This window comes from Stenotrophomonas sp. SRS1 (assembly GCF_026130205.1).
Classification (GTDB): domain Bacteria; phylum Pseudomonadota; class Gammaproteobacteria; order Xanthomonadales; family Xanthomonadaceae; genus Stenotrophomonas; species Stenotrophomonas rhizophila_B.
This window is the reverse complement of record NZ_JAINFD010000001.1, coordinates 224,274-242,701: the sequence shown is the minus strand read 5'-3', so window position 1 is coordinate 242,701 and position 18,428 is coordinate 224,274. Positions and strand designations below refer to the sequence as shown.

The following is an 18,428-nucleotide window of genomic DNA, read 5'->3' as shown; positions in this document are numbered from 1 at the left end:
GCACTGGCCGGCGTGGCCGCTGCAACCGGTCACGTCGGCCGGACGCGTTTGCCACTGGAGACCGCACCTGCCATGCCGTGGATCAACAACCTCAAACTGATGCCCAAGTTGATGCTGACTTTCGGCGTCCTCCTGCTGGTGATGCTGCTGCAGGGTATCGTGGCCTACCGTGGCCTCCACTCACTCAACAACGTCACCACCGAGCTGGCCGGACACCGGATGGACAGCATCCGCATGGCCGGTGAAATGCGCGGCATGGTCGGTGAGTACCGCAACTCCGCGTACCAGGGCCTCATCCGCGCCAGCGATGACGTCAAGGCCGAAGCCAAGAGCCGCGCTGCGGACCTGCGTACCCAGATCGACGCCTCGATCAAAAAATACCCCGAGCTGATCGACAATCCCCAGCAGAAGAAGCTGTTCGACACCTTTGCCAAGGATTGGGCCGATTCGCTGGCGTCCTACGACGCCGTCACCGAAATGCTCGAGCTGGACCTGCCCGACGATGCCGTGGACACCTTTGTCGGTGAAACCCGCGCCAAGCACCGCAAGGCGTCCTCCGCGCTCGAAGCACTGATCGCCGAAGACAACCGCCTCTCGCGCGCCTCGCGCGAAGAAGCCGAATCCACCTACGCCGCCTCGGCCATGCTGACCGTCATCACCCTGCTCGGCGGCGCCGCCCTGGGCCTGGTGCTGGTGTATCTGTTCGCCCGTTCGCTGGTGGGCAGCATGCGCGGTGCCGTCTCGGTCGCCAACGATGTCGCCAGCGGCAAGCTGGACGGCCACATCGATGTGAGCCGCAAGGACGAAGTGGGCGACCTGCTGCAGGCCATGCAGCGCATGCAGCGCGACCTGCGCGAGCGCACCGAGACCGACCAGGCCGTGGCGCGCGAGAACCTGCGCATCCGGACCGCGCTGGACTACAGCTCCACCGGCGTGTGCCTGACCGACGGCGAGATGAAGATCGTCTATACCAACCGTGCCCTGCAGCAGACGCTCAGCCAGCACGCCGACGAGCTGCACAAAGACCTGCCGGACTTCGACCCGGCCACCGTGCTGGTCGGCAAGTCCGTCCTCGTCCTGGAAAAGAACAACCGCGCCGACGATCGTTTCATGAGCCAGCTGGAACAGCATGGTGTCGCGCATCGCCAGCTGCAGTTCGGCCAGGCGCAGTTCGCGCAGTCGGTGACCTCCATCTTCAACGAACAGGGCGAGACCGTCGGCCACGTCGCCGAGTGGCGTGACCGCACCCCGGAAGCCCTGGTCGAAGCCGAAGTCGCCCGCGTCATCGCGCAGGCAGCGGCAGGCGATCTGTCCGGCCGTATCGTCAGCGAGGGCAAGGACGGCTTCTTCCTGCAGCTGGCCCAGCAGATCAACGGCCTGCTGGACGCCAACTCGGCGAGCATCGAGCAGGTGTCCAACCTGCTGACCGCGCTGTCCCAGGGCGACCTGAGCGTGCGCATGCACGGCGACTTCCAGGGCGTGTTCGCCCGGATGCGCGACGATGCCAACGCGACCGCCGAGCAGCTCAGCAGCATCGTCACCCGCATCAAGGACTCCAGCCAGGCCATCAGCTCGGCCGCCAGCGAAATCGCCACTGGCAACAGCGACCTGTCGCGTCGTACCGAGCAGCAGGCAGCGAACCTGGAAGAGACCGCCGCCTCGATGGAGGAACTCACCTCCACCGTGCGCCAGAACGCCGAGCACGCCCGCCAGGCCAACCAGCTCGCCATTGGCGCACACAGCGTTGCCTCGCAGGGCGGTGACGTGGTCGGCCAGGTCGTGACGACCATGAGCGCAATCCAGATCTCGTCCAAGAAGATCGCCGAGATCATCTCGGTCATCGACGGCATCGCCTTCCAGACCAACATCCTGGCGCTCAACGCGGCGGTCGAAGCCGCCCGCGCCGGCGAGCAGGGCCGCGGTTTCGCGGTCGTCGCCTCCGAAGTGCGCACCCTGGCCCAGCGTTCGGCCGGTGCCGCCAAGGAGATCAAGGGCCTGATCGACGATTCCGTCAGCAAGGTCAACGACGGTTCGGCACTGGTGCAGAAAGCTGGCGCCACCATGGGCGAGATCGTCGCCTCGGTGCAGCGCGTGACCGACATCATGGCCGAGATCTCCGCCGCCTCGCAGGAGCAGTCGGCCGGTATCGAACAGGTCAACCAGACCGTGGTGCAGATGGACGAAACCACCCAGCAGAATGCGGCGCTGGTGGAAGAAGCCACCGCCGCTGCCCGCGCGATGGAAGAGCAGGCCGGCCACCTCACCGATGCCGTGTCCATTTTCAAGCTGGACGAGCATGCGCTGGCGCCTGCACCGGTCGTGGCTGCCGCCGCACCGCGCACCGCCCGCGCACCGGTCGCCGCCGCCCCGGCCCGTCGCCCGGCCTCGCGCCCGGTCGCCACCGAACTGGCCGACGGCGACTGGCAGGAATTCTGATTTCCTGACGCACAGTCGTGTCACACAAAGGCCCCGGCGCTTCGGCACCGGGGCCTTTTTCATGCCCAACTGCCTACCTGAATGGCGAGCGGCTAAATACTCGCCGGAATCGGCCGATAACAGCATTGCCAGACACTTCGTCGCGGCCGGCCAGGTGGGTGAACGTCACCGCGATTTCCCTGGCATCGCCACGTGCTTCCCTGCCGATCAGATGCCCTGCCCATGACTCTATTCCGCCGCTGGAACCAGTACTTCGCCAACCTCTCCGTCCGGCGCAAGCTGAACCTGCTGACGCTGCTCATTGCCCTGGGCGTGATCGCGCTGTCGGTGGTCGCTGCGCGCATGCAGTACGTGGACCTGACCGAAACGCGCAAGACCAGCCTCAAGACCCAGGTCGAGCTGACCTACGGCATCCTGGATCATTACCACGGCCTGGCGCAGAGCGGCGAGCTCAGCGAGCAGGAGGCCAAGCAGAGCGCGCTGGAAGCCCTGGCCCGCATGCGTGCGGACAACAACGCCTTTTACTACAGCGTCTACGACACCCACTACCGCGTGATCATGCATCCGTTCCGCAAGGATCTGATCGGCCAGGACATGAAGGACTTCCGCTCCGAGGACGGCGTCCGCCTGTTCTACGACCTGGTCGGCATGGCCCGGATCGGCGGCGGCGTGGTCACTTACAAGTGGGAAAAGGCCGGCGAGAAGGGCCTGTTCGTGAAATCGGCCTACGCCGGCATGTACCAGCCGTGGCAGTGGGTCGTCAGCAGCGGCGTCTACATGGAGGACGTGCAGCAGCAGGCGCTGGTGTTCACCGGCATCATGACCGCCACCGGTGGCGGCGTGGTGCTGATCGTGCTGGCGCTGAGCTGGTTGATCGGCAACCGCATCACCCTGCCCCTGCGCCAGGCCACCAACGTGGCCGAGAGCATCGCCCGTGGCAAGCTGGACAGCCGCATCGGCGAGCAGGCCCATGACGAGCCTGGCCGCCTGCTGGAAAGCATGGCCCGCATGCAGGAACAGCTGCACGCAGTGATCAGCGGCCAGCGCGAGATGGCGACCCATCACGACGCCGGCAACACCAGCTACCGCATGGATGAGGGCGCCTTCCCGGGCGAGTACGGCCTGATGGTGCATGAGACCAACACCCTGGTCGGCGCGCACGTGCAGACCATGAGCGAAGTGCTGTCCGTCGTGCAGCGCTACGCCCAGGGTGATCTGAGTGCGGATCTCACCCGCTACCCCGGCGAGAAGGCGCAGATCACCGCCACCGTCGATGCGGTCAAGCAGAACCTGGGCAACATCAACGGCGAGATCCAGCGCCTGGCATCGGCCGCCGCGGCTGGCGACTTCAGCCAGCGCGGCGACACCGCCCGCTTCAATCACGATTTCCGCCTGATGATCGCCAACCTCAACGCGATGATGCAGGTCAGCGACGAGAACCTGGGCAAACTCTCCCAGCTGCTGTCCGCCATTGCCGAAGGCGACCTGACCGCACGCATGGACGGCGATTTCAAGGGCGTGTTCGCCACCATGCGCGACGACGCCAATGCCACCGTCGCGCAGCTGACCCAGATCGTCGGCCAGATCCAGACCGCCGCAGGCAGCATCAACCTGTCCGCAGGCGAAATCGCCACCGGCAACAGTGACCTGTCGCGCCGCACCGAGCAGCAGGCCGCCAACCTGGAAGAAACCGCCGCCTCGATGGAGGAACTGACCTCCACCGTGCGCCAGAACGCCGAACATGCCCGCCAGGCCAATCAGCTGGCCATCGGTGCGCACTCGGTTGCGTCCCAGGGCGGCAGCGTGGTCGGTGAAGTCGTGACCACCATGGCCGCGATCCAGACCTCGTCCAAGAAGATCGCCGAGATCATTTCGGTCATCGACGGCATCGCCTTCCAGACCAACATCCTGGCACTGAATGCTGCGGTGGAAGCTGCCCGTGCCGGTGAGCAGGGCCGTGGCTTCGCCGTCGTTGCCTCCGAGGTGCGCACCCTGGCCCAGCGTTCGGCCGGTGCGGCCAAGGAGATCAAGGGCCTGATCGATGATTCGGTCGGCAAGGTCGCCGAGGGCTCGCAGCTGGTCAACCAGGCCGGCGCCACCATGGGCGAAATCGTCGCCTCGGTGCAGCGCGTGACCGACATCATGGCCGAGATTTCCGCCGCCTCGCAGGAGCAGTCCGCCGGCATCGACCAGGTCAACCAGACCGTGGTGCAGATGGATGAAACCACCCAGCAGAACGCCGCCCTGGTGGAAGAAGCCACGGCAGCCGCCCGCTCGATGGAGGAGCAGGCCACACAGCTGGCCGATGCCGTCGCCATCTTCCGCCTGGACAACCAGGTCGCCGCGGCCGTCAGCGCGGTCACCGCGCGTGCCGGTGCGGCGTTGCCGCCAGTGCGCAGCGCCCCCCGCCCGGTCGCAGCCGCCAAGCCCTCGCGCGCCCTGCCCGCCGATGACGGCAACTGGCAAGAGTTCTGAGTCTGCGCGGCGGTCGCACGACCGCCGCACCCCCCTTTTAATGCGAGCCTGCCCGTGTCCACGCCTCCTGCCACCGCCGCATCCTCCAATGGCCGCGAATTCGAGTTCGCCGACCGTGATTTCCGCCGTGTCTGCGAGCTGATCTACCAGCGGGTCGGCATCTCGCTGGCGCCCGCAAAGCGCGACATGGTCTATGGCCGCCTGTCGCGCCGGCTGCGTGCGCTCGGCATGCGCAATTTCAGCGACTACCTGGACCAGCTGGAGTCACATGGCGGCGAGGAATGGCAGGCGTTCACCAACGCGCTGACCACCAACCTCACCGCGTTTTTCCGCGAGCCGCATCACTTCGAGAAGCTCACCGACGAACTGCGCCTGCGCGGCAACGGTGGCGGGACCCTGCAGCTGTGGTCGTGCGCGGCTTCCACCGGCGAAGAGCCCTACTCGATGGCCATCACGGCCTGCGAGACCTTCGGCACGCTCAAGCCGCCGGTGCGCATCCTGGCTACCGACGTGGACACTCAGGTCTTGGCCACCGCCAGCCGCGGCGTCTATGCGATCGACCGGGTGTCCGGCCTGGATCCGGCGATCCGCAAGCGCTACTTCCAGCGCGGCACCGGCCCCAACGAAGGCCACTGCCGGGTTCACCCGGCGCTGCGCGATCTGATCGACTATCGCCCGCTCAACCTGCTGGCCAACCGCTACGACGTCGGCGGCCCGTTCGATGCGCTGTTCTGCCGCAACGTGATGATCTATTTCGACAAGCCCACCCAGCGCGGCATCCTCTCGCGCCTGATCCAGCACATGGGCGACGACGGCCTGCTCTATACCGGCCACTCCGAGAACTACCTGCACGCCGCCGATCTGATCCAGCCGTGCGGGCGCACCCTGTACAAGCGCGCGCCCGGAGCGCCGGTATGAGTCTGCCGATCCGCAACGATGAGGTGATGCGTTACTACGACAGCCGCTTCCAGGTCACCGCCGCCAAGCTGCTGCCGACCCAGTATCTGGCGGTGGACGACAACACCGCGCTGACCACCACGCTGGGCTCCTGCGTGGCCGCCTGCCTGCGCGACCCGGTACTGAAGGTCGGCGGCATGAACCACTTCCTGCTGCCCGAGGGCAACGTCGGTGATGGTGCGCCCGCGCGCTACGGCAGCTACGCCATGGAACTGCTGATCAACGACCTGCTCAAGCGCGGCGCGCACCGCAAGCGCCTTGAGGCCAAGGTGTTCGGTGGCGCCAACGTGCTCAAAGGCTTCACCAGCAACCCGGTCGGCACCCGCAACGCCGAGTTCGTGCGCCAGTACCTGCAGGCCGAGCACATCCCGATCATTGCCGAAGACCTGTGTGGCATCCACCCGCGCAAGGTGTGGTTCTTCGCCGACACCGGCCGTGTGGTCGTGCAGCGCCTGCCGCATGCGCATGAGGCCGAAGTCGCCGCGACCGAATCGGCCGTGCGTGCCCGTCTGTCCAAAGCCCCGGTCACCGGTGGCGTGGAGCTGTTCGAATGACCCACGGTGCACCCTGCAAAGTCCTGATCGTCGACGACTCGGCGGTCGTGCGTCAGATGCTGAGCGAAATCCTCGACAGCGATCCCGGTATCGAAGTGGTCGGCACCGCCGCCGACCCGTTGCTGGCGCGCGAGAAGATCAAGCGCCTGGCACCGGACGTGATCACGCTGGACGTGGAAATGCCGCGCATGGACGGCCTGGCCTTCCTTGAGAACCTGATGCGCCTGCATCCGCTGCCGGTGGTGATGATTTCCTCGTTGACCGAGCGTGGCGCTGACACCACGCTGCAGGCATTGGCGCTGGGCGCGGTGGACTTCGTCTCCAAACCCAAGCTGGATGTCGCGCGTGGCCTGCAGGGCTACGCAGACGAGATCATCGCCAAGGTCAAGATGGCCGCACGCTCGCGTGTGCGTCCGCTGGCGCGCCCGAATCCGCCGCGCATCACCCTCGGCGCGGTGGCTCCCGTCGCGCCGCGCTCCATCCAGTTCCGCACCACCGACCGTCTGATCGCCATCGGTGCCTCGGCCGGCGGCACCGAAGCCCTGCGCGTAGTGCTGGAAGGCATGCCCGCCGATGCGCCGGCCGTGGTGGTGACCCAGCACCTGCCGGCCACCTTCAGCACGCCGTTCGCCGAACGCCTGGACCGCCACTCGGCGATGTCCGTGCGCGAAGCCACCGACGGCGAAGCCGTGCTGCCCGGCCATGCGTATCTCCCCCCGGGCGGCAAGCACCTGCGGATCATCCGTGACGGTGCGCGCTGGCGCTGCCGGATCGACGATGGCCCGCCGGTCAACCGGCACAAGCCCGCCGTGGACGTGCTGTTCCGCTCGGTGGCCGAAAGCGCCGGCGCCAATGCCATCGGCGCGATCCTTACCGGCATGGGCGACGATGGCGCCCGTGGCCTGCTGGATCTGAAGAACGCGGGCGCGCCCACCTTGGTGCAGGACGAAGCGACCAGTGTGGTCTGGGGCATGCCCGGTGCGGCGTTCAAGCTGGGCGCAGCGGAGGAGATGGTGCCGCTGGAGCGGATTGCGGAGCGGTTGATGGCGTTGGCGCGGGGTTGAGGCGGCTGGCCCGCGAGACCCTGCTGCCGCAGATGCTGGCGCGCTTCATCCGTGTGCAGCCGGCTGAGTCGGTTGACGACATCGAGGGGACTGTGCGAAGTCGCTGGGCGACCTGCAACTTCTATCCTACGTCACCGTTCCTGTCACAGCGGCTCCTTCGGCGCTTCGTTTGAAGAACAGGGGTCGGGAAAAGGTGTCGCCGCCGGCATGCTCTCCATGGTAATCGTACCCAACGTCGAGAAGTTTCCGGACGGCGCATCGTCGTAGGTGCCTAGAACGGTTACTGGACAAGGGGATTCGTACTGCCAATCCCCCCGCCCTTTCATCCGATCCATCCTCGATCGAGCGGCGCCAAAAGCGTGTTCATCAGTCTGCACGCCAATGCCGCCTGACGCATTCTGGTAAAGAAAATAGTCCTTGCCTGGATACAGCAACAACTGCCCGAAGCCACTGACAAGGTATCCACTGATCTGCACGGTGCGACCTGCGTACTGCTGGTGGGAACCCCAAAGATCACCGAAGGAGAGCAAACAAATTTCATCCCGACCTTCTCCCACGCATTGCCGCGGCGCCGCTTCCGCCGCACCGATGCTGAGCATCAAGGCAAGCCCGCCAAGAAGTTGAGTGCTTACCCGCATTGATATCTCCGCCGTTCTTCAAGTACGACCAACCTTACATCCTGCCATCGGTCAAACCAACAAAGGCCTCAATGCATCCCCAAGCACGGAAGCGGAGCTGCAGAGCGTCGACACGCTTATCTGGAACTAAAAACCGTCGCTTACCGAGTTCCCCGGAACCGCGCCCTTGTTCATCCCCTGAAAGATCCTGACGCCTATTTCAGATTCATACCTGATGCCCAACGGCATTACAGTGTCGAACCATGCTCTGGCGGCAGCACCAGCGGCCTTGAATTCTCTATTGCGGAGCCCGGAAGTACGCGACGTCGCGCATATTCCGCCGGCATGGCCATGAACCGCCGCGTCCGCGCATGGAATACGGCTCGATGCAGCAACGACGCCGACAACGCGTGACCGTTCCGCTAGCCGAGACGATGATGACGGCAGAAACGGCGCCTGATCATCGTGATCGTGGGGCCGGTTCCCAAACGACCGCCGATACCTGCTCCCGTTGCATTGACGCATTGAGTTCCAAGGAAATCAACACGGCAGACCGCGGCGCCTGCGCGTTACGGCGACTCGGATGAAGGGTAAACGAAAACAAGCGCGAACTCTGTTGCAGCTTCGTTCGAAGGAACTTCGAATCTGTACTTCGTCAAGGTTTCCCGGGCTGCAACATCCATCGACCTGTTTCCGGAGCTTCCATCAATTCTGACATCCATGGGACGCCCGTTCACATCGATCTGGAATCCAATCCTGACACAGGCGTCGGGGTACTTTGAGCCTAGAGGATCCCTTGGGACCTTGAACGGCTGTTTGTAGACAACAAGCTCCTCAGTGTTCTCTACAACCTTATCCCAACCCCCAGACCGGCAATCGCATCCAGATACCGCTGCAGCCGTCATCATCAAGTACGCAGTGATGCCGATCATCTTAATTCCCTCCCACCAAGGGGCCTGGCACCGGAAGTTCAGAGTAATGGGTTCTCAGTGGCATTCCCAAGTATTGCTTGTAGGGGTTCTCCAGGAATCGAACTGCGTTGAACTCGTCAGCATCAGCGTTTGAGGTTGCTGCACTATAACCAAACGTGGCACAAGCCATAGGCGTATGACCAATCTCGTGGGTGCTGATCACCCGGGCCCTGTTGCTGGAAGACGATTGGCTCACCCTGATGTCGCTTGACCAGTTCGTGATCGAACGCCGCGCCGGCCTGCTAATCGAGATCGGCAGCGCTGGCGATGACTTCTTCCTGCATGCGAAGGCACTGGAACAGTTCGCCATGTCCAGCTGGATGAAAGTCATTTGTCCAAGCCTTGCGGCAGCCTGGGCTGCAGGTCAGCGCAGGAGCCAACAAATGGAAGCATCCTTGGGCCGCTTGCAACCGTCACAGTTCCCAACGTCGCAAAGTCTCCAAACGGCTTGTCGGTATAAATGCCCTGCACGGTGATTGGACAGAGGGCCTCGTCCTTCCAGTCTCCCTCGCCAGGGATAGGACGCATCTCGGCAAGTGCGGCCTCCAACATTGCCTGGTCCATTTGCACCGCGATGCCGCCGACTGCCTTCTGGTACAGAAAATAGTCTTTTCCTGAATACAGAACCAGTTGGCCAAAGCCGCGGACCAGGTATCCACTGATTTCGATCCGGCGTCCTGCGTATTGCTCGCGCGAGCCCCAAAGATCACCAAAAGAAAGTACGCAGGTCTGGTCCTTCCCCTCTCCGTAGCATTGCCGCGGTGCAGCAGCTGTTGCACCGAATGCAGACGCGAGAATGAGCCCACCAAGGAGTGGAATACTTAACATTCGCATGGGTTTTGCCACCATTCTGCAGATATGACCAGCCGTGCATCTTACCGTTCGTCAGTCCAACAAACGCTTGGAAACCTAGAGGGACGGATCGACCAGAATTCACCTCTGGATCACTGTTCGCATAGCGATACCTGCTGAACAGCTCGACGGGATGAGACGCCGCGGTCACTGGATAGACCGACAGAAAGGAACCAACTTCGGGGTCGTAATAACGCTGCTGCACGTAGGTCAGACCAGTCGAAGCATCGGAAGCATGGCCCGTGTAGCCCGGTGAATCCTCTGGTCCTTGCCCGATTGAGCCACCTTAGGGTTCATAGGCGAAGCGGGAGATGATCGTTCCTGCCGCATGGCCGTTCCGTTATCCGGCGCGTGGCTGATGGCGCACGTGGGCAACTCGCGACTGCGCAACGAATCTGACCTCGGCTCTTGGCCTCACTTTGGTCCAGGCCAACCAAACCCACCCATCAGTCGTTCTCCAGGACCTTGGAAATTCTGGAGATGTACACATCCGAGAACGAGCCTACGCAAGCGCCATTCACCGCGCCCTCCTTGTACTTACCTTGAATCATCACAAAGTAAACACCGGCAGACAGGCCCGCGGCCGAATCTTCATAGGTAGCACCACGACGGTCAACGTCGACACATGCTATGAAATCGAAACGACGCAGCCCATCCGCCGCGGGTCCGATGACATCTCTGGGCCCGCCTTCATGGAGAAGATATCCAAAGGTTGCCACCGCCTTGCCATCGTAGGACTCCGGGTTCGCCAGCAAGGCGTGGATGGGTACTTGACAGTACTGCACACCCTTGTAAGCACCACTCATCGCCTGGCATCTGCCACCTTGACGCTCCGCCGCGCTGGTCGGGATGAAGCACGTCAGCCCCACAGCGGCAAGGATCGCAAGACTAAATGTCCTTTTCATACCATCCCGCATAGATCACCTCATCTGGCTTTGCGTTCGAAGCTGCCTTTTCCATGCTCGCAGGTCCAGCCATCTTGATGGGCCACTTGGCGGCACGACGTACACATCCACACTCTTCTGTAAAGCCTCCCGTTCTTACCCGACGCGCCTGCCCCTCCCGAGAGCTGGTACCCCTTATGCACCTCAGGATGCGTATGAAGAATGCCAGACCATGTGTGGCTGCCGCCATAAACCGTGACTGGCGCCTCGTTGCGCGCCCAACTCCACTGCTGTGCATAGTCCACGATTTGATAGTCCGAGCCGTGGCGCTCTTCCATGTTGGCGGAAATTTTCCTGTTCGATGCCGCTTGCAGAGGCCGCGCACTGGACCTGACTGAAGCAGCCGCGCCGGTCTTGGTAGCGTTTACCTGCGTTGGAGATTCGGCATTCAGCTTAGCGCACCACCTCCTGCGCACTGGCTGCGAATGCAGAAAGCCCCAGGCAGATGGGGCACATCTACTTCCCAACCGCCTATTCCATCAAAAAAACCCCCGGCTTTCACCGGGGGTTTCTGTTTTCAGCCCATCGACCAACGGTCGATGGCTACCAAGGCCGGGCAGCGCCCGGCGCTGGATCAGGCAGCAACCGTACCGGCCACTTCCTGGTAGTCCTCGATCTGGTCGAAGTTCATGTAGCGGTAGATGTCCTTGCTGCTGGCATCCAGCACGCCGATGTCGGCCATGTACTCTTCCTTGGTCGGGATGCGACCCAGACGCGAACAGATCGCGGCCAGCTCGGCCGAACCCAGGTACACGTTGGAGTTGCGGCCCAGACGGTTCGGGAAGTTGCGGGTCGAGGTCGAGAACACCGTCGCACCCTCACGCACCTGCGCCTGGTTGCCCATGCACAGCGAGCAGCCCGGCATTTCCATGCGCGCGCCGGCGGTGCCGAAGGTGCCGTAATGGCCTTCCTTGGTCAGCTCCGAGGCATCCATCTTGGTCGGCGGGGCCACCCACAGCTTGGTCGGGATGTCGCGCTTGCCTTCCAGCAGCTTGGCGGCCGCACGGAAGTGACCGATGTTGGTCATGCACGAACCGATGAACACTTCGTCGATGGCCGCACCGGCCACGTCGGACAGGGTCTTGACGTCATCCGGATCGTTCGGGCAGGCCACGATCGGCTCGTGGATGTCGGCAAGGTCGATCTCGATGACGGCGGCGTACTCGGCGTCGGCATCCGGGGCCAGCAGCTCCGGGTTGGCCAGCCAGGCTTCCATCTTCTCGATGCGGCGCGCCAGCGAGCGGGCATCCTGGTAACCCTCGGCGATCATCCACTTCAGCAGCGTGATGTTGCTGGTGAGGTACTCGATGATCGGCTCCTTGTTCAGGTGCACCGAGCAACCGGCGGCCGAACGTTCGGCCGAGGCATCGGACAGTTCGAACGCCTGCTCGACCTTCAGCTCCGGCAGACCTTCGATTTCCAGGATGCGGCCGGAGAAGATGTTCTTCTTGCCCGCCTTGGCCACGGTCAGCAGACCGGACTTGATCGCGTACAGCGGGATCGCGTTGACCAGGTCACGCAGGGTCACGCCCGGCTGCATCTTGCCCTTGAAGCGGACCAGCACCGATTCGGGCATGTCCAGCGGCATCACGCCGGTGGCAGCGGCGAAGGCGACCAGGCCCGAGCCGGCCGGGAACGAAATGCCCACCGGGAAACGGGTGTGCGAGTCGCCACCGGTGCCGACGGTGTCGGGCAGCAGCATGCGGTTGAGCCAGCTGTGGATCACGCCGTCGCCCGGGCGCAGCGAGATGCCGCCACGGGTGGAGATGAACTCCGGCAGGGTGTGGTGAGTCTTGACGTCCACCGGCTTCGGGTACGCCGCGGTGTGGCAGAACGACTGCATCACCAGGTCGGCCGAGAAGCCCAGGCAGGCCAGATCCTTCAGCTCGTCACGGGTCATCGGGCCGGTGGTGTCCTGCGAGCCCACCGAGGTCATCTTCGGTTCGCAGTAGGTGCCCGGGCGCATGCCCTGGCCTTCCGGCAGGCCACAGGCGCGGCCGACCATCTTCTGCGCCAGCGAGAAGCCCTTGCCGGTATCCGGCGGATCCATCGGCAGGCGGAACAGATCGGTCGGGGCCAGGCCCAGCGCTTCACGCGCCTTGGCGGTCAGGCCGCGGCCGATGATCAGCGGAATGCGGCCACCAGCGCGCACTTCGTCGAACAGCACGTCGGACTTGACCTTGAACTCGGCGATGACGGCGCCGTCCTTCAGGGCCTTGCCGTCGTACGGGCGCAGCTCGATCACATCGCCCATGTTCATCTGCGACACGTCGAGTTCGATCGGCAGCGCGCCGGCGTCTTCCATCGTGTTGTAGAAGATCGGGGCGATCTTCGAACCCAGGCACACGCCGCCGAAGCGCTTGTTCGGGATGAAGGGAATATCTTCGCCGGTGAACCACAGCACCGAGTTGGTGGCCGACTTGCGGCTGGAACCGGTACCGACCACGTCACCCACGTAGGCAACCAGGTGGCCCTTGTCCTTCAGCGATTCCAGGAACTTGACCGGGCCGCGCTTGCCATCTTCTTCCGGCTCGATGCCATCACGCTTGTTCTTCAGCATCGCCAGGGCGTGCAGCGGGATGTCCGGGCGGGTGGTGGCATCCGGGGCCGGCGACAGGTCGTCGGTGTTGGTTTCGCCGGTCACCTTGAGCACGGTGATGGTCAGGCTTTCCGGCACCTGCGGACGGCTGGTGAACCATTCGGCATCGGCCCAGCTCTGCAGCACGCCCTGGGCGTTCGCGTTGCCGGCCTTGGCCTTTTCCTGCACGTCGTGGAAGGCATCGAACACCAGCAGGGTGTTCTTCAGCGCATTGGCGGCGATGGCACCCACGGCGCTGTCGTCCAGCAGTTGGACCAGCGGCGCGACGTTGTAACCGCCGAGCATGGTGCCCAGCAGTTCGGTGGCGCGCTCGCGCGTGATCAGCGGATTGACCTCGCTGCCCAGGGCGATCGCGGCCAGGTACGAGGCCTTGACCTTGGCAGCGTCATCGACGCCGGCCGGCACGCGGTGGGTCAGCAGTTCCAGCAGGAACTCGGCTTCGCCAGCGGGCGGGTTCTTCAGCAGTTCGATGACGTCGGCCGTCAGCTGGGCGCTCAGCGGCAGCGGCGGGATGCCAAGCGCGGCGCGCTCGGCTACGTGGTGGCGGTAGGCTTCCAACATGACAACTCCCGGGTGATTCTTTGAAAGAATGCGGTTTAAAAGTATGGGCTCAGGCGTGCGGCACGATCAGCTTCAGGCCCTTGAAGTAGTCGCGGTAAAATTTGTCGTTCCAGGTGATCAGGCCGTCGCACTGCAGCAGTGCGTGCGAACCCACCATGAAGTCGTCCAGGCTGCGGCGGCCTTCGCCGCGCTGCCGGTGACGGCGCTGCATCTCGCCTGCACGCAGGGCCGATTTGGCTTCCAGCGCGTTGAAATGGACGCCCATTTCCTCCAGCGCCTCGAGCACTTCGGCACCGCCGCGCAGCGAGGCGCACAGTTCGGCCAGGGTCGCCCCGCAGACCACCACGCGGCCGCCGACCAGGTTCTGGCGCAGACAGGCCTCCACGGCGTCAGCCTGCGGGCCGTTGCTGAGCAGTTCGATCAGCACCGGCGAATCGACGGCGATCATCGCAGGCTCAGTCTTCGTCACGGACGGCCTTCACCGCGGCCTCGGACGACTCGAAGCCGTCCAGCGCGAATTTGCCGCGGGCGCGTGAGATCGCATCGTCCACGCTCTTGCGCAGGATGATGCGGCCGCCTTCCAGCTCGACGGTGAGCTGGGTGCCCTTGGTCAGCCCCAACGCATCACGCACGGCCTTGGGCAGGGTGATCTGTCCGCGCTCTGCAACGGTGGCTTCCATGGGGTACGCCTCAAAAAGTATGTATGAATTGTACGTACTTTATCGTTCAGGGGCAAATCCAGGCGCCGCCTGCCTTGCGGGCGCCGTGGGCCGCGCAAGAAGGCTAGACTGGTCGGGCAGCCACCGCTGCCGCCCGGACGCGGACACTTCCCGTCACCCTGGCGACCCGCACACCCATCGATAGACAAGGACATCCCACGATGCGCGCCACCACCCTCGCCTTTGCCCTGCTGATTGCTGCCCCGCTGGCCCTCGCGGCCCCGCCGGCGCATGCCAACCCGTTTGGCGCCTACACCACCGGCACCGAGATCACCCAGCAGCAGCTGGATGCCGCCGAAGTGGGCAAGACCACCCAGGAGGATGTCCGCGGCGCCTTCGGTGCCCCCAGCCGCCGCGAACAGCTTGGCGACACGCAGGTCTGGTACTACGACTTCGTCAAGATCAAGTCGTTCGGCAAGAACGTCCAGGAAGCCACGGTGTTCGAGTTCGGCAAGACCGGCGTGCTGTCGGCCAAGTCAAAGACCAATGCTGTGGGCAAGACCGGCAATCCGCTGATCGATGCCGCCAACGGCAAGTAAGCGGCCGCCCACCAGCTACTTCCCGACGGGGCGCTCATGGCGCCCCGTCTGCATTCGGGCTCCGGGCGATGACATCGGCACTACACATGCCTGTGTAACCTTCCGTCCTGAGCCCAAGGGCTGGCACGCCCCTGCCGCTGTCGCATACTGCGACGCATCGGCGGGCGCAGCGAGCCCGACGGCAGCCGCAAGCAGGCGCGTTCCGGCGCAGCCCTTGCAAGCCATCCGCAAGAGGAGTTTCTGCAATGAGCGATTCGTTCTCCACCCGCAGCCAGCTGGACGTCGGCGGCACCACCTACGACTACTTCAGCCTGCCCAAGCTCGGACAGACGTTCGACATTTCCCACCTGCCCTATTCGATGAAGATCCTGCTGGAGAATCTGCTCCGGCACGAAGATGGCGGCGTGACCGTCGGCAAGGACCACATCCAGGCCGTAGCCCAGTGGGACCCCAAGGCCGAGCCGGACATCGAGATTGCCTTCATGCCCGCCCGCGTGGTGCTGCAGGATTTCACCGGCGTGCCGTGCGTGGTCGATCTGGCCGCGATGCGCGATGCGGTGGTCAAGCTCGGCGGACGCCCGGAGCAGATCAATCCGCAGATCCCCTCCGAGCTGGTGATCGATCACTCGGTGCAGGTTGATGTCTTCGGTACGCCCGATGCGCTGGACCTCAACGGCAAGATCGAATTCCAGCGTAATCAGGAACGCTATGGCTTCCTGCGCTGGGGCCAGAAGGCCTTCGACAATTTCAAGGTGGTGCCGCCGAACACCGGCATCGTCCACCAGGTGAATCTGGAAAACCTGGCCCGCGTCGTCATGACCGCGGACAAGGATGGCAAGGCGGTGGCGTACCCGGACACCGTGTTCGGGACCGACAGCCACACCACCATGATCAATGGCATCGGCGTGCTCGGCTGGGGCGTAGGCGGTATCGAAGCGGAGGCCGCCATGCTTGGCCAGCCGTCGTCGATGCTGATCCCGCAGGTGGTCGGCTTCAAGCTGACCGGCCGCATGCCCGAAGGCGCCACCGCCACCGATCTGGTGCTGACCGTCACCCAGATGCTGCGCAAGCACGGCGTGGTCGGCAAGTTCGTGGAGTTTTTCGGTGAAGGCCTGCAGCATCTGCCGCTGGCCGACCGTGCCACGATCGGCAACATGGCGCCGGAGTACGGCGCGACCTGCGGCATCTTCCCGATCGATGAGGAATCGCTGACCTACCTGCGCCTGTCCGGCCGCAGCGAGGAACAGATCGCGCTGGTGGAGGCCTATGCCAAGGCCCAGGGCCTGTGGCACGACGCCAACACCGCGCACGCCAGCTACAGCGCCACGCTGGAACTGGACATGGGCGAGGTCAAGCCGTCGCTGGCGGGTCCCAAGCGCCCGCAGGACCGCGTGCTGCTGGAAGACGTCAAGCAGAACTACCGCGAGAATCTGGTCGGCCTGACCACCAACCGCGACAAGCGCAACGATGACGTCTCCACGTTCGTCAACGAAGGTGGCGGCGCGGCGGTCGGCAACGAACAGCTGGCCAAGGGCTACAGCGATGTCGAGCTGGATGGCCAGAAATTCCGTCTGAAGGATGGCGCGGTGGTGATCGCCGCGATCACCTCGTGCACCAACACCTCCAATCCGGCGGTGATGATCGGTGCCGGACTGCTCGCGCGTAACGCCGCAGCCAAGGGCCTGGACCGCAAGCCGTGGGTCAAGACCTCGCTCGGCCCAGGCTCGCGCGTGGTCACCGATTACCTGGAAAAAGCCGGTGTGCTCACCGAGCTGGAGAAGGTCGGGTTCTATGTGGTCGGCTATGGCTGCACCACCTGTATCGGCAACTCCGGCCCCCTGCCCACCGAAGTCAGTGCCGGCATCGCCGCCGGTGACCTGGTGGTGGCCTCGGTGTTGTCGGGCAACCGCAACTTCGAAGGCCGCGTGCACCCGGAAGTGAAGATGAATTACCTGGCCAGCCCGCCGCTGGTCGTCGCCTACGCCATCGCCGGCACCACCGATATCGACCTGACCACCGAGCCGCTGGGCACGGGCAGCGATGGCCAGCCGGTGTACCTGCGCGATATCTGGCCGAGCAACAAGGAAATCGGCGATGTGATCGCCGCGACCATCGGGCCGGAGATGTTCAAGAAGAACTATGCCGACGTGTTCAAGGGCGACACCCGCTGGAACACCATCAAGTCGCCCGATGGCGATCTGTACGAGTGGGACGGCAGCTCGACCTACATCAAGAACCCGCCCTACTTCGAGGGCATGACAATGGACGTCGGCCACATCGATGACGTGCACGGCGCGCGCGTGATGGGCCTGTTCGGCGACTCGATCACCACCGATCACATCTCCCCGGCCGGCAACATCAAGAAGGATTCTCCGGCAGGCCGCTTCCTGCAGGAGCGTGGCGTGCAACCGGCCGACTTCAACAGCTACGGCAGCCGCCGCGGCAATGATGACGTCATGGTGCGCGGCACCTTCGCCAACATCCGGATCAAGAACCTGATGTTCGGCGGCGAAGAAGGCGGCAACACGCTGTACTTCCCGAAGGACGGCGGCGAGCCGCAGAAACTGGCGATCTATGATGCGGCCGTCAAGTACAAGGCCGAGGGCGTCCCGCTGGTGGTGTTCGCCGGCAAGGAATACGGCACCGGCTCCTCCCGCGACTGGGCGGCCAAGGGCACCAACCTGCTGGGCGTCAAGGCGGTGATCGCCGAGAGCTTCGAGCGCATCCACCGCTCCAACCTGGTCGGCATGGGCGTGCTGCCGCTGCAGTTCAAGAATGGCGAGAACGCACAGAGCCTGGGCCTGGACGGCTCGGAAGTGGTGGACATCACCGGCCTGGAGGATGGCGCCAGCAAGTCGGCCACCCTCACCGCCACCAAGGCCGATGGCACCAAGAAGACCTTCGAGGCGCATGTGATGCTGCTGACCCCGAAGGAAGTGGAGTACTTCAAGCACGGCGGCCTGCTGCAGTACGTGCTGCGCCAGCTGGCGGGGAAGAAGTAAGCCAGCCGCCGCGTTGCTGTGGCGTCGGGTCACGCCCACCGGTCGTGGTCCACACGGTAGCCCACGACCATTGGTCGTGGGCATCGACCGGGCATGTCGCAAACAACGCGTCCTGGTGACCCTCTGCGGCCTTTCTTC

At 64.2% G+C, this 18,428-nt stretch carries 14 protein-coding genes and 1 pseudogene; 8 read left to right on the top strand and 7 right to left on the bottom strand.

The genetic code is table 11. The features are described 5' to 3' along the window. The first annotated feature begins 72 nt into the window (after nucleotides 1–72). The 5 genes from K4043_RS01050 to K4043_RS01030 all read left to right on the top strand — a co-directional run bounded on the left by K4043_RS01050 (nucleotide 73) and on the right by K4043_RS01030 (nucleotide 7,486). Nucleotides 73–2,436 carry a methyl-accepting chemotaxis protein gene (locus tag K4043_RS01050; RefSeq protein ID WP_123729176.1) on the top strand — a complete coding sequence of 788 codons (2,364 nt, stop codon included), beginning with the start codon at nucleotides 73–75 and terminating at the stop codon, nucleotides 2,434–2,436. A 222-nt stretch (nucleotides 2,437–2,658) separates the two neighbouring features. Continuing rightward, a complete protein-coding gene (locus K4043_RS01045; protein WP_265307871.1) occupies nucleotides 2,659–4,911 on the top strand; it encodes a methyl-accepting chemotaxis protein in 2,253 nt (750 codons plus the stop codon). Nucleotides 4,912–4,965: 54 nt separating this feature from the next. Then, nucleotides 4,966–5,829, top strand: coding sequence for a CheR family methyltransferase (locus tag K4043_RS01040; protein ID WP_265307870.1), 864 nt, complete (start codon nucleotides 4,966–4,968; stop codon nucleotides 5,827–5,829). Further along, nucleotides 5,826–6,422 (top strand): chemoreceptor glutamine deamidase CheD, encoded by a 597-nt coding sequence (gene cheD / locus K4043_RS01035; protein WP_265307869.1) that lies wholly within the window; start codon nucleotides 5,826–5,828, stop codon nucleotides 6,420–6,422. Before K4043_RS01040 ends, cheD begins: the two co-directional genes overlap by 4 nt. Continuing rightward, entirely contained in the window at nucleotides 6,419–7,486 is a 1,068-nt protein-coding gene (locus K4043_RS01030; protein WP_265307868.1) for a chemotaxis response regulator protein-glutamate methylesterase, read from the top strand. Before cheD ends, K4043_RS01030 begins: the two co-directional genes overlap by 4 nt. Before the next feature lie 143 nt (nucleotides 7,487–7,629). Here the strand turns inward: K4043_RS01030 and K4043_RS01025 are convergent, their stop codons facing one another. Then, on the bottom strand, nucleotides 7,630–8,124 hold the full coding sequence (locus K4043_RS01025; RefSeq protein WP_265307867.1) for a hypothetical protein: 495 nt from the start codon (nucleotides 8,122–8,124) through the stop codon (nucleotides 7,630–7,632). A gap of 548 nt (nucleotides 8,125–8,672) precedes the next feature. Further along, entirely contained in the window at nucleotides 8,673–9,035 is a 363-nt protein-coding gene (locus K4043_RS01020) for an energy transducer TonB (protein ID WP_265307866.1), read from the bottom strand. A gap of 203 nt (nucleotides 9,036–9,238) precedes the next feature. Here K4043_RS01020 and K4043_RS01015 point away from each other — a divergent pair. Beyond that, a pseudogene (locus K4043_RS01015) lies at nucleotides 9,239–9,340 on the top strand (transcriptional regulator); the annotation flags it as partial. Nucleotides 9,341–9,401: 61 nt separating this feature from the next. On the opposite strand, the gene K4043_RS01010 reads toward K4043_RS01015, so the two are convergent. From K4043_RS01010 to K4043_RS00990, 5 genes are all read right to left on the bottom strand, one after another. Beyond that, nucleotides 9,402–9,908, bottom strand: a complete 507-nt coding sequence (locus K4043_RS01010) for a hypothetical protein (protein ID WP_265308561.1) — start codon at nucleotides 9,906–9,908, stop codon at nucleotides 9,402–9,404. Nucleotides 9,909–10,372: 464 nt separating this feature from the next. Further along, nucleotides 10,373–10,831 (bottom strand): hypothetical protein, encoded by a 459-nt coding sequence (locus K4043_RS01005; protein ID WP_265307865.1) that lies wholly within the window; start codon nucleotides 10,829–10,831, stop codon nucleotides 10,373–10,375. 613 nt (nucleotides 10,832–11,444) lie between these two features. Further along, nucleotides 11,445–14,030 (bottom strand): bifunctional aconitate hydratase 2/2-methylisocitrate dehydratase, encoded by a 2,586-nt coding sequence (gene acnB, locus K4043_RS01000; RefSeq protein WP_265307864.1) that lies wholly within the window; start codon nucleotides 14,028–14,030, stop codon nucleotides 11,445–11,447. Between the two features lie 49 nt (nucleotides 14,031–14,079). Then, nucleotides 14,080–14,478 (bottom strand): type II toxin-antitoxin system VapC family toxin, encoded by a 399-nt coding sequence (locus tag K4043_RS00995; protein ID WP_123729168.1) that lies wholly within the window; start codon nucleotides 14,476–14,478, stop codon nucleotides 14,080–14,082. A 7-nt stretch (nucleotides 14,479–14,485) separates the two neighbouring features. Further along, nucleotides 14,486–14,710 (bottom strand): AbrB/MazE/SpoVT family DNA-binding domain-containing protein, encoded by a 225-nt coding sequence (locus K4043_RS00990; protein ID WP_123729167.1) that lies wholly within the window; start codon nucleotides 14,708–14,710, stop codon nucleotides 14,486–14,488. A gap of 200 nt (nucleotides 14,711–14,910) precedes the next feature. Here K4043_RS00990 and bamE point away from each other — a divergent pair, with 200 nt between their 5' ends. Further along, entirely contained in the window at nucleotides 14,911–15,288 is a 378-nt protein-coding gene (gene bamE / locus K4043_RS00985) for an outer membrane protein assembly factor BamE (protein ID WP_123729166.1), read from the top strand. A gap of 245 nt (nucleotides 15,289–15,533) precedes the next feature. Continuing rightward, a complete protein-coding gene (gene acnA, locus K4043_RS00980; protein ID WP_265307863.1) occupies nucleotides 15,534–18,290 on the top strand; it encodes an aconitate hydratase AcnA in 2,757 nt (918 codons plus the stop codon). Nucleotides 18,291–18,428 lie beyond the last annotated feature (138 nt).

Coding starts and splice junctions, on each gene's coding strand:
- K4043_RS01050 (WP_123729176.1), top strand. CDS start 73: ATGCCGTGGATCAACAACCTCAAACTGATGCCCAAGTTGATGCTGACT.
- K4043_RS01045 (WP_265307871.1), top strand. CDS start 2,659: ATGACTCTATTCCGCCGCTGGAACCAGTACTTCGCCAACCTCTCCGTC.
- cheD (WP_265307869.1), top strand. CDS start 5,826: ATGAGTCTGCCGATCCGCAACGATGAGGTGATGCGTTACTACGACAGC.
- K4043_RS01030 (WP_265307868.1), top strand. CDS start 6,419: ATGACCCACGGTGCACCCTGCAAAGTCCTGATCGTCGACGACTCGGCG.
- K4043_RS01025 (WP_265307867.1), bottom strand. CDS start 8,124: ATGCGGGTAAGCACTCAACTTCTTGGCGGGCTTGCCTTGATGCTCAGC.
- K4043_RS01020 (WP_265307866.1), bottom strand. CDS start 9,035: ATGATCGGCATCACTGCGTACTTGATGATGACGGCTGCAGCGGTATCT.
- K4043_RS01010 (WP_265308561.1), bottom strand. CDS start 9,908: ATGCGAATGTTAAGTATTCCACTCCTTGGTGGGCTCATTCTCGCGTCT.
- K4043_RS01005 (WP_265307865.1), bottom strand. CDS start 10,831: ATGAAAAGGACATTTAGTCTTGCGATCCTTGCCGCTGTGGGGCTGACG.
- acnB (WP_265307864.1), bottom strand. CDS start 14,030: ATGTTGGAAGCCTACCGCCACCACGTAGCCGAGCGCGCCGCGCTTGGC.
- K4043_RS00995 (WP_123729168.1), bottom strand. CDS start 14,478: ATGATCGCCGTCGATTCGCCGGTGCTGATCGAACTGCTCAGCAACGGC.
- K4043_RS00990 (WP_123729167.1), bottom strand. CDS start 14,710: ATGGAAGCCACCGTTGCAGAGCGCGGACAGATCACCCTGCCCAAGGCC.
- bamE (WP_123729166.1), top strand. CDS start 14,911: ATGCGCGCCACCACCCTCGCCTTTGCCCTGCTGATTGCTGCCCCGCTG.
- acnA (WP_265307863.1), top strand. CDS start 15,534: ATGAGCGATTCGTTCTCCACCCGCAGCCAGCTGGACGTCGGCGGCACC.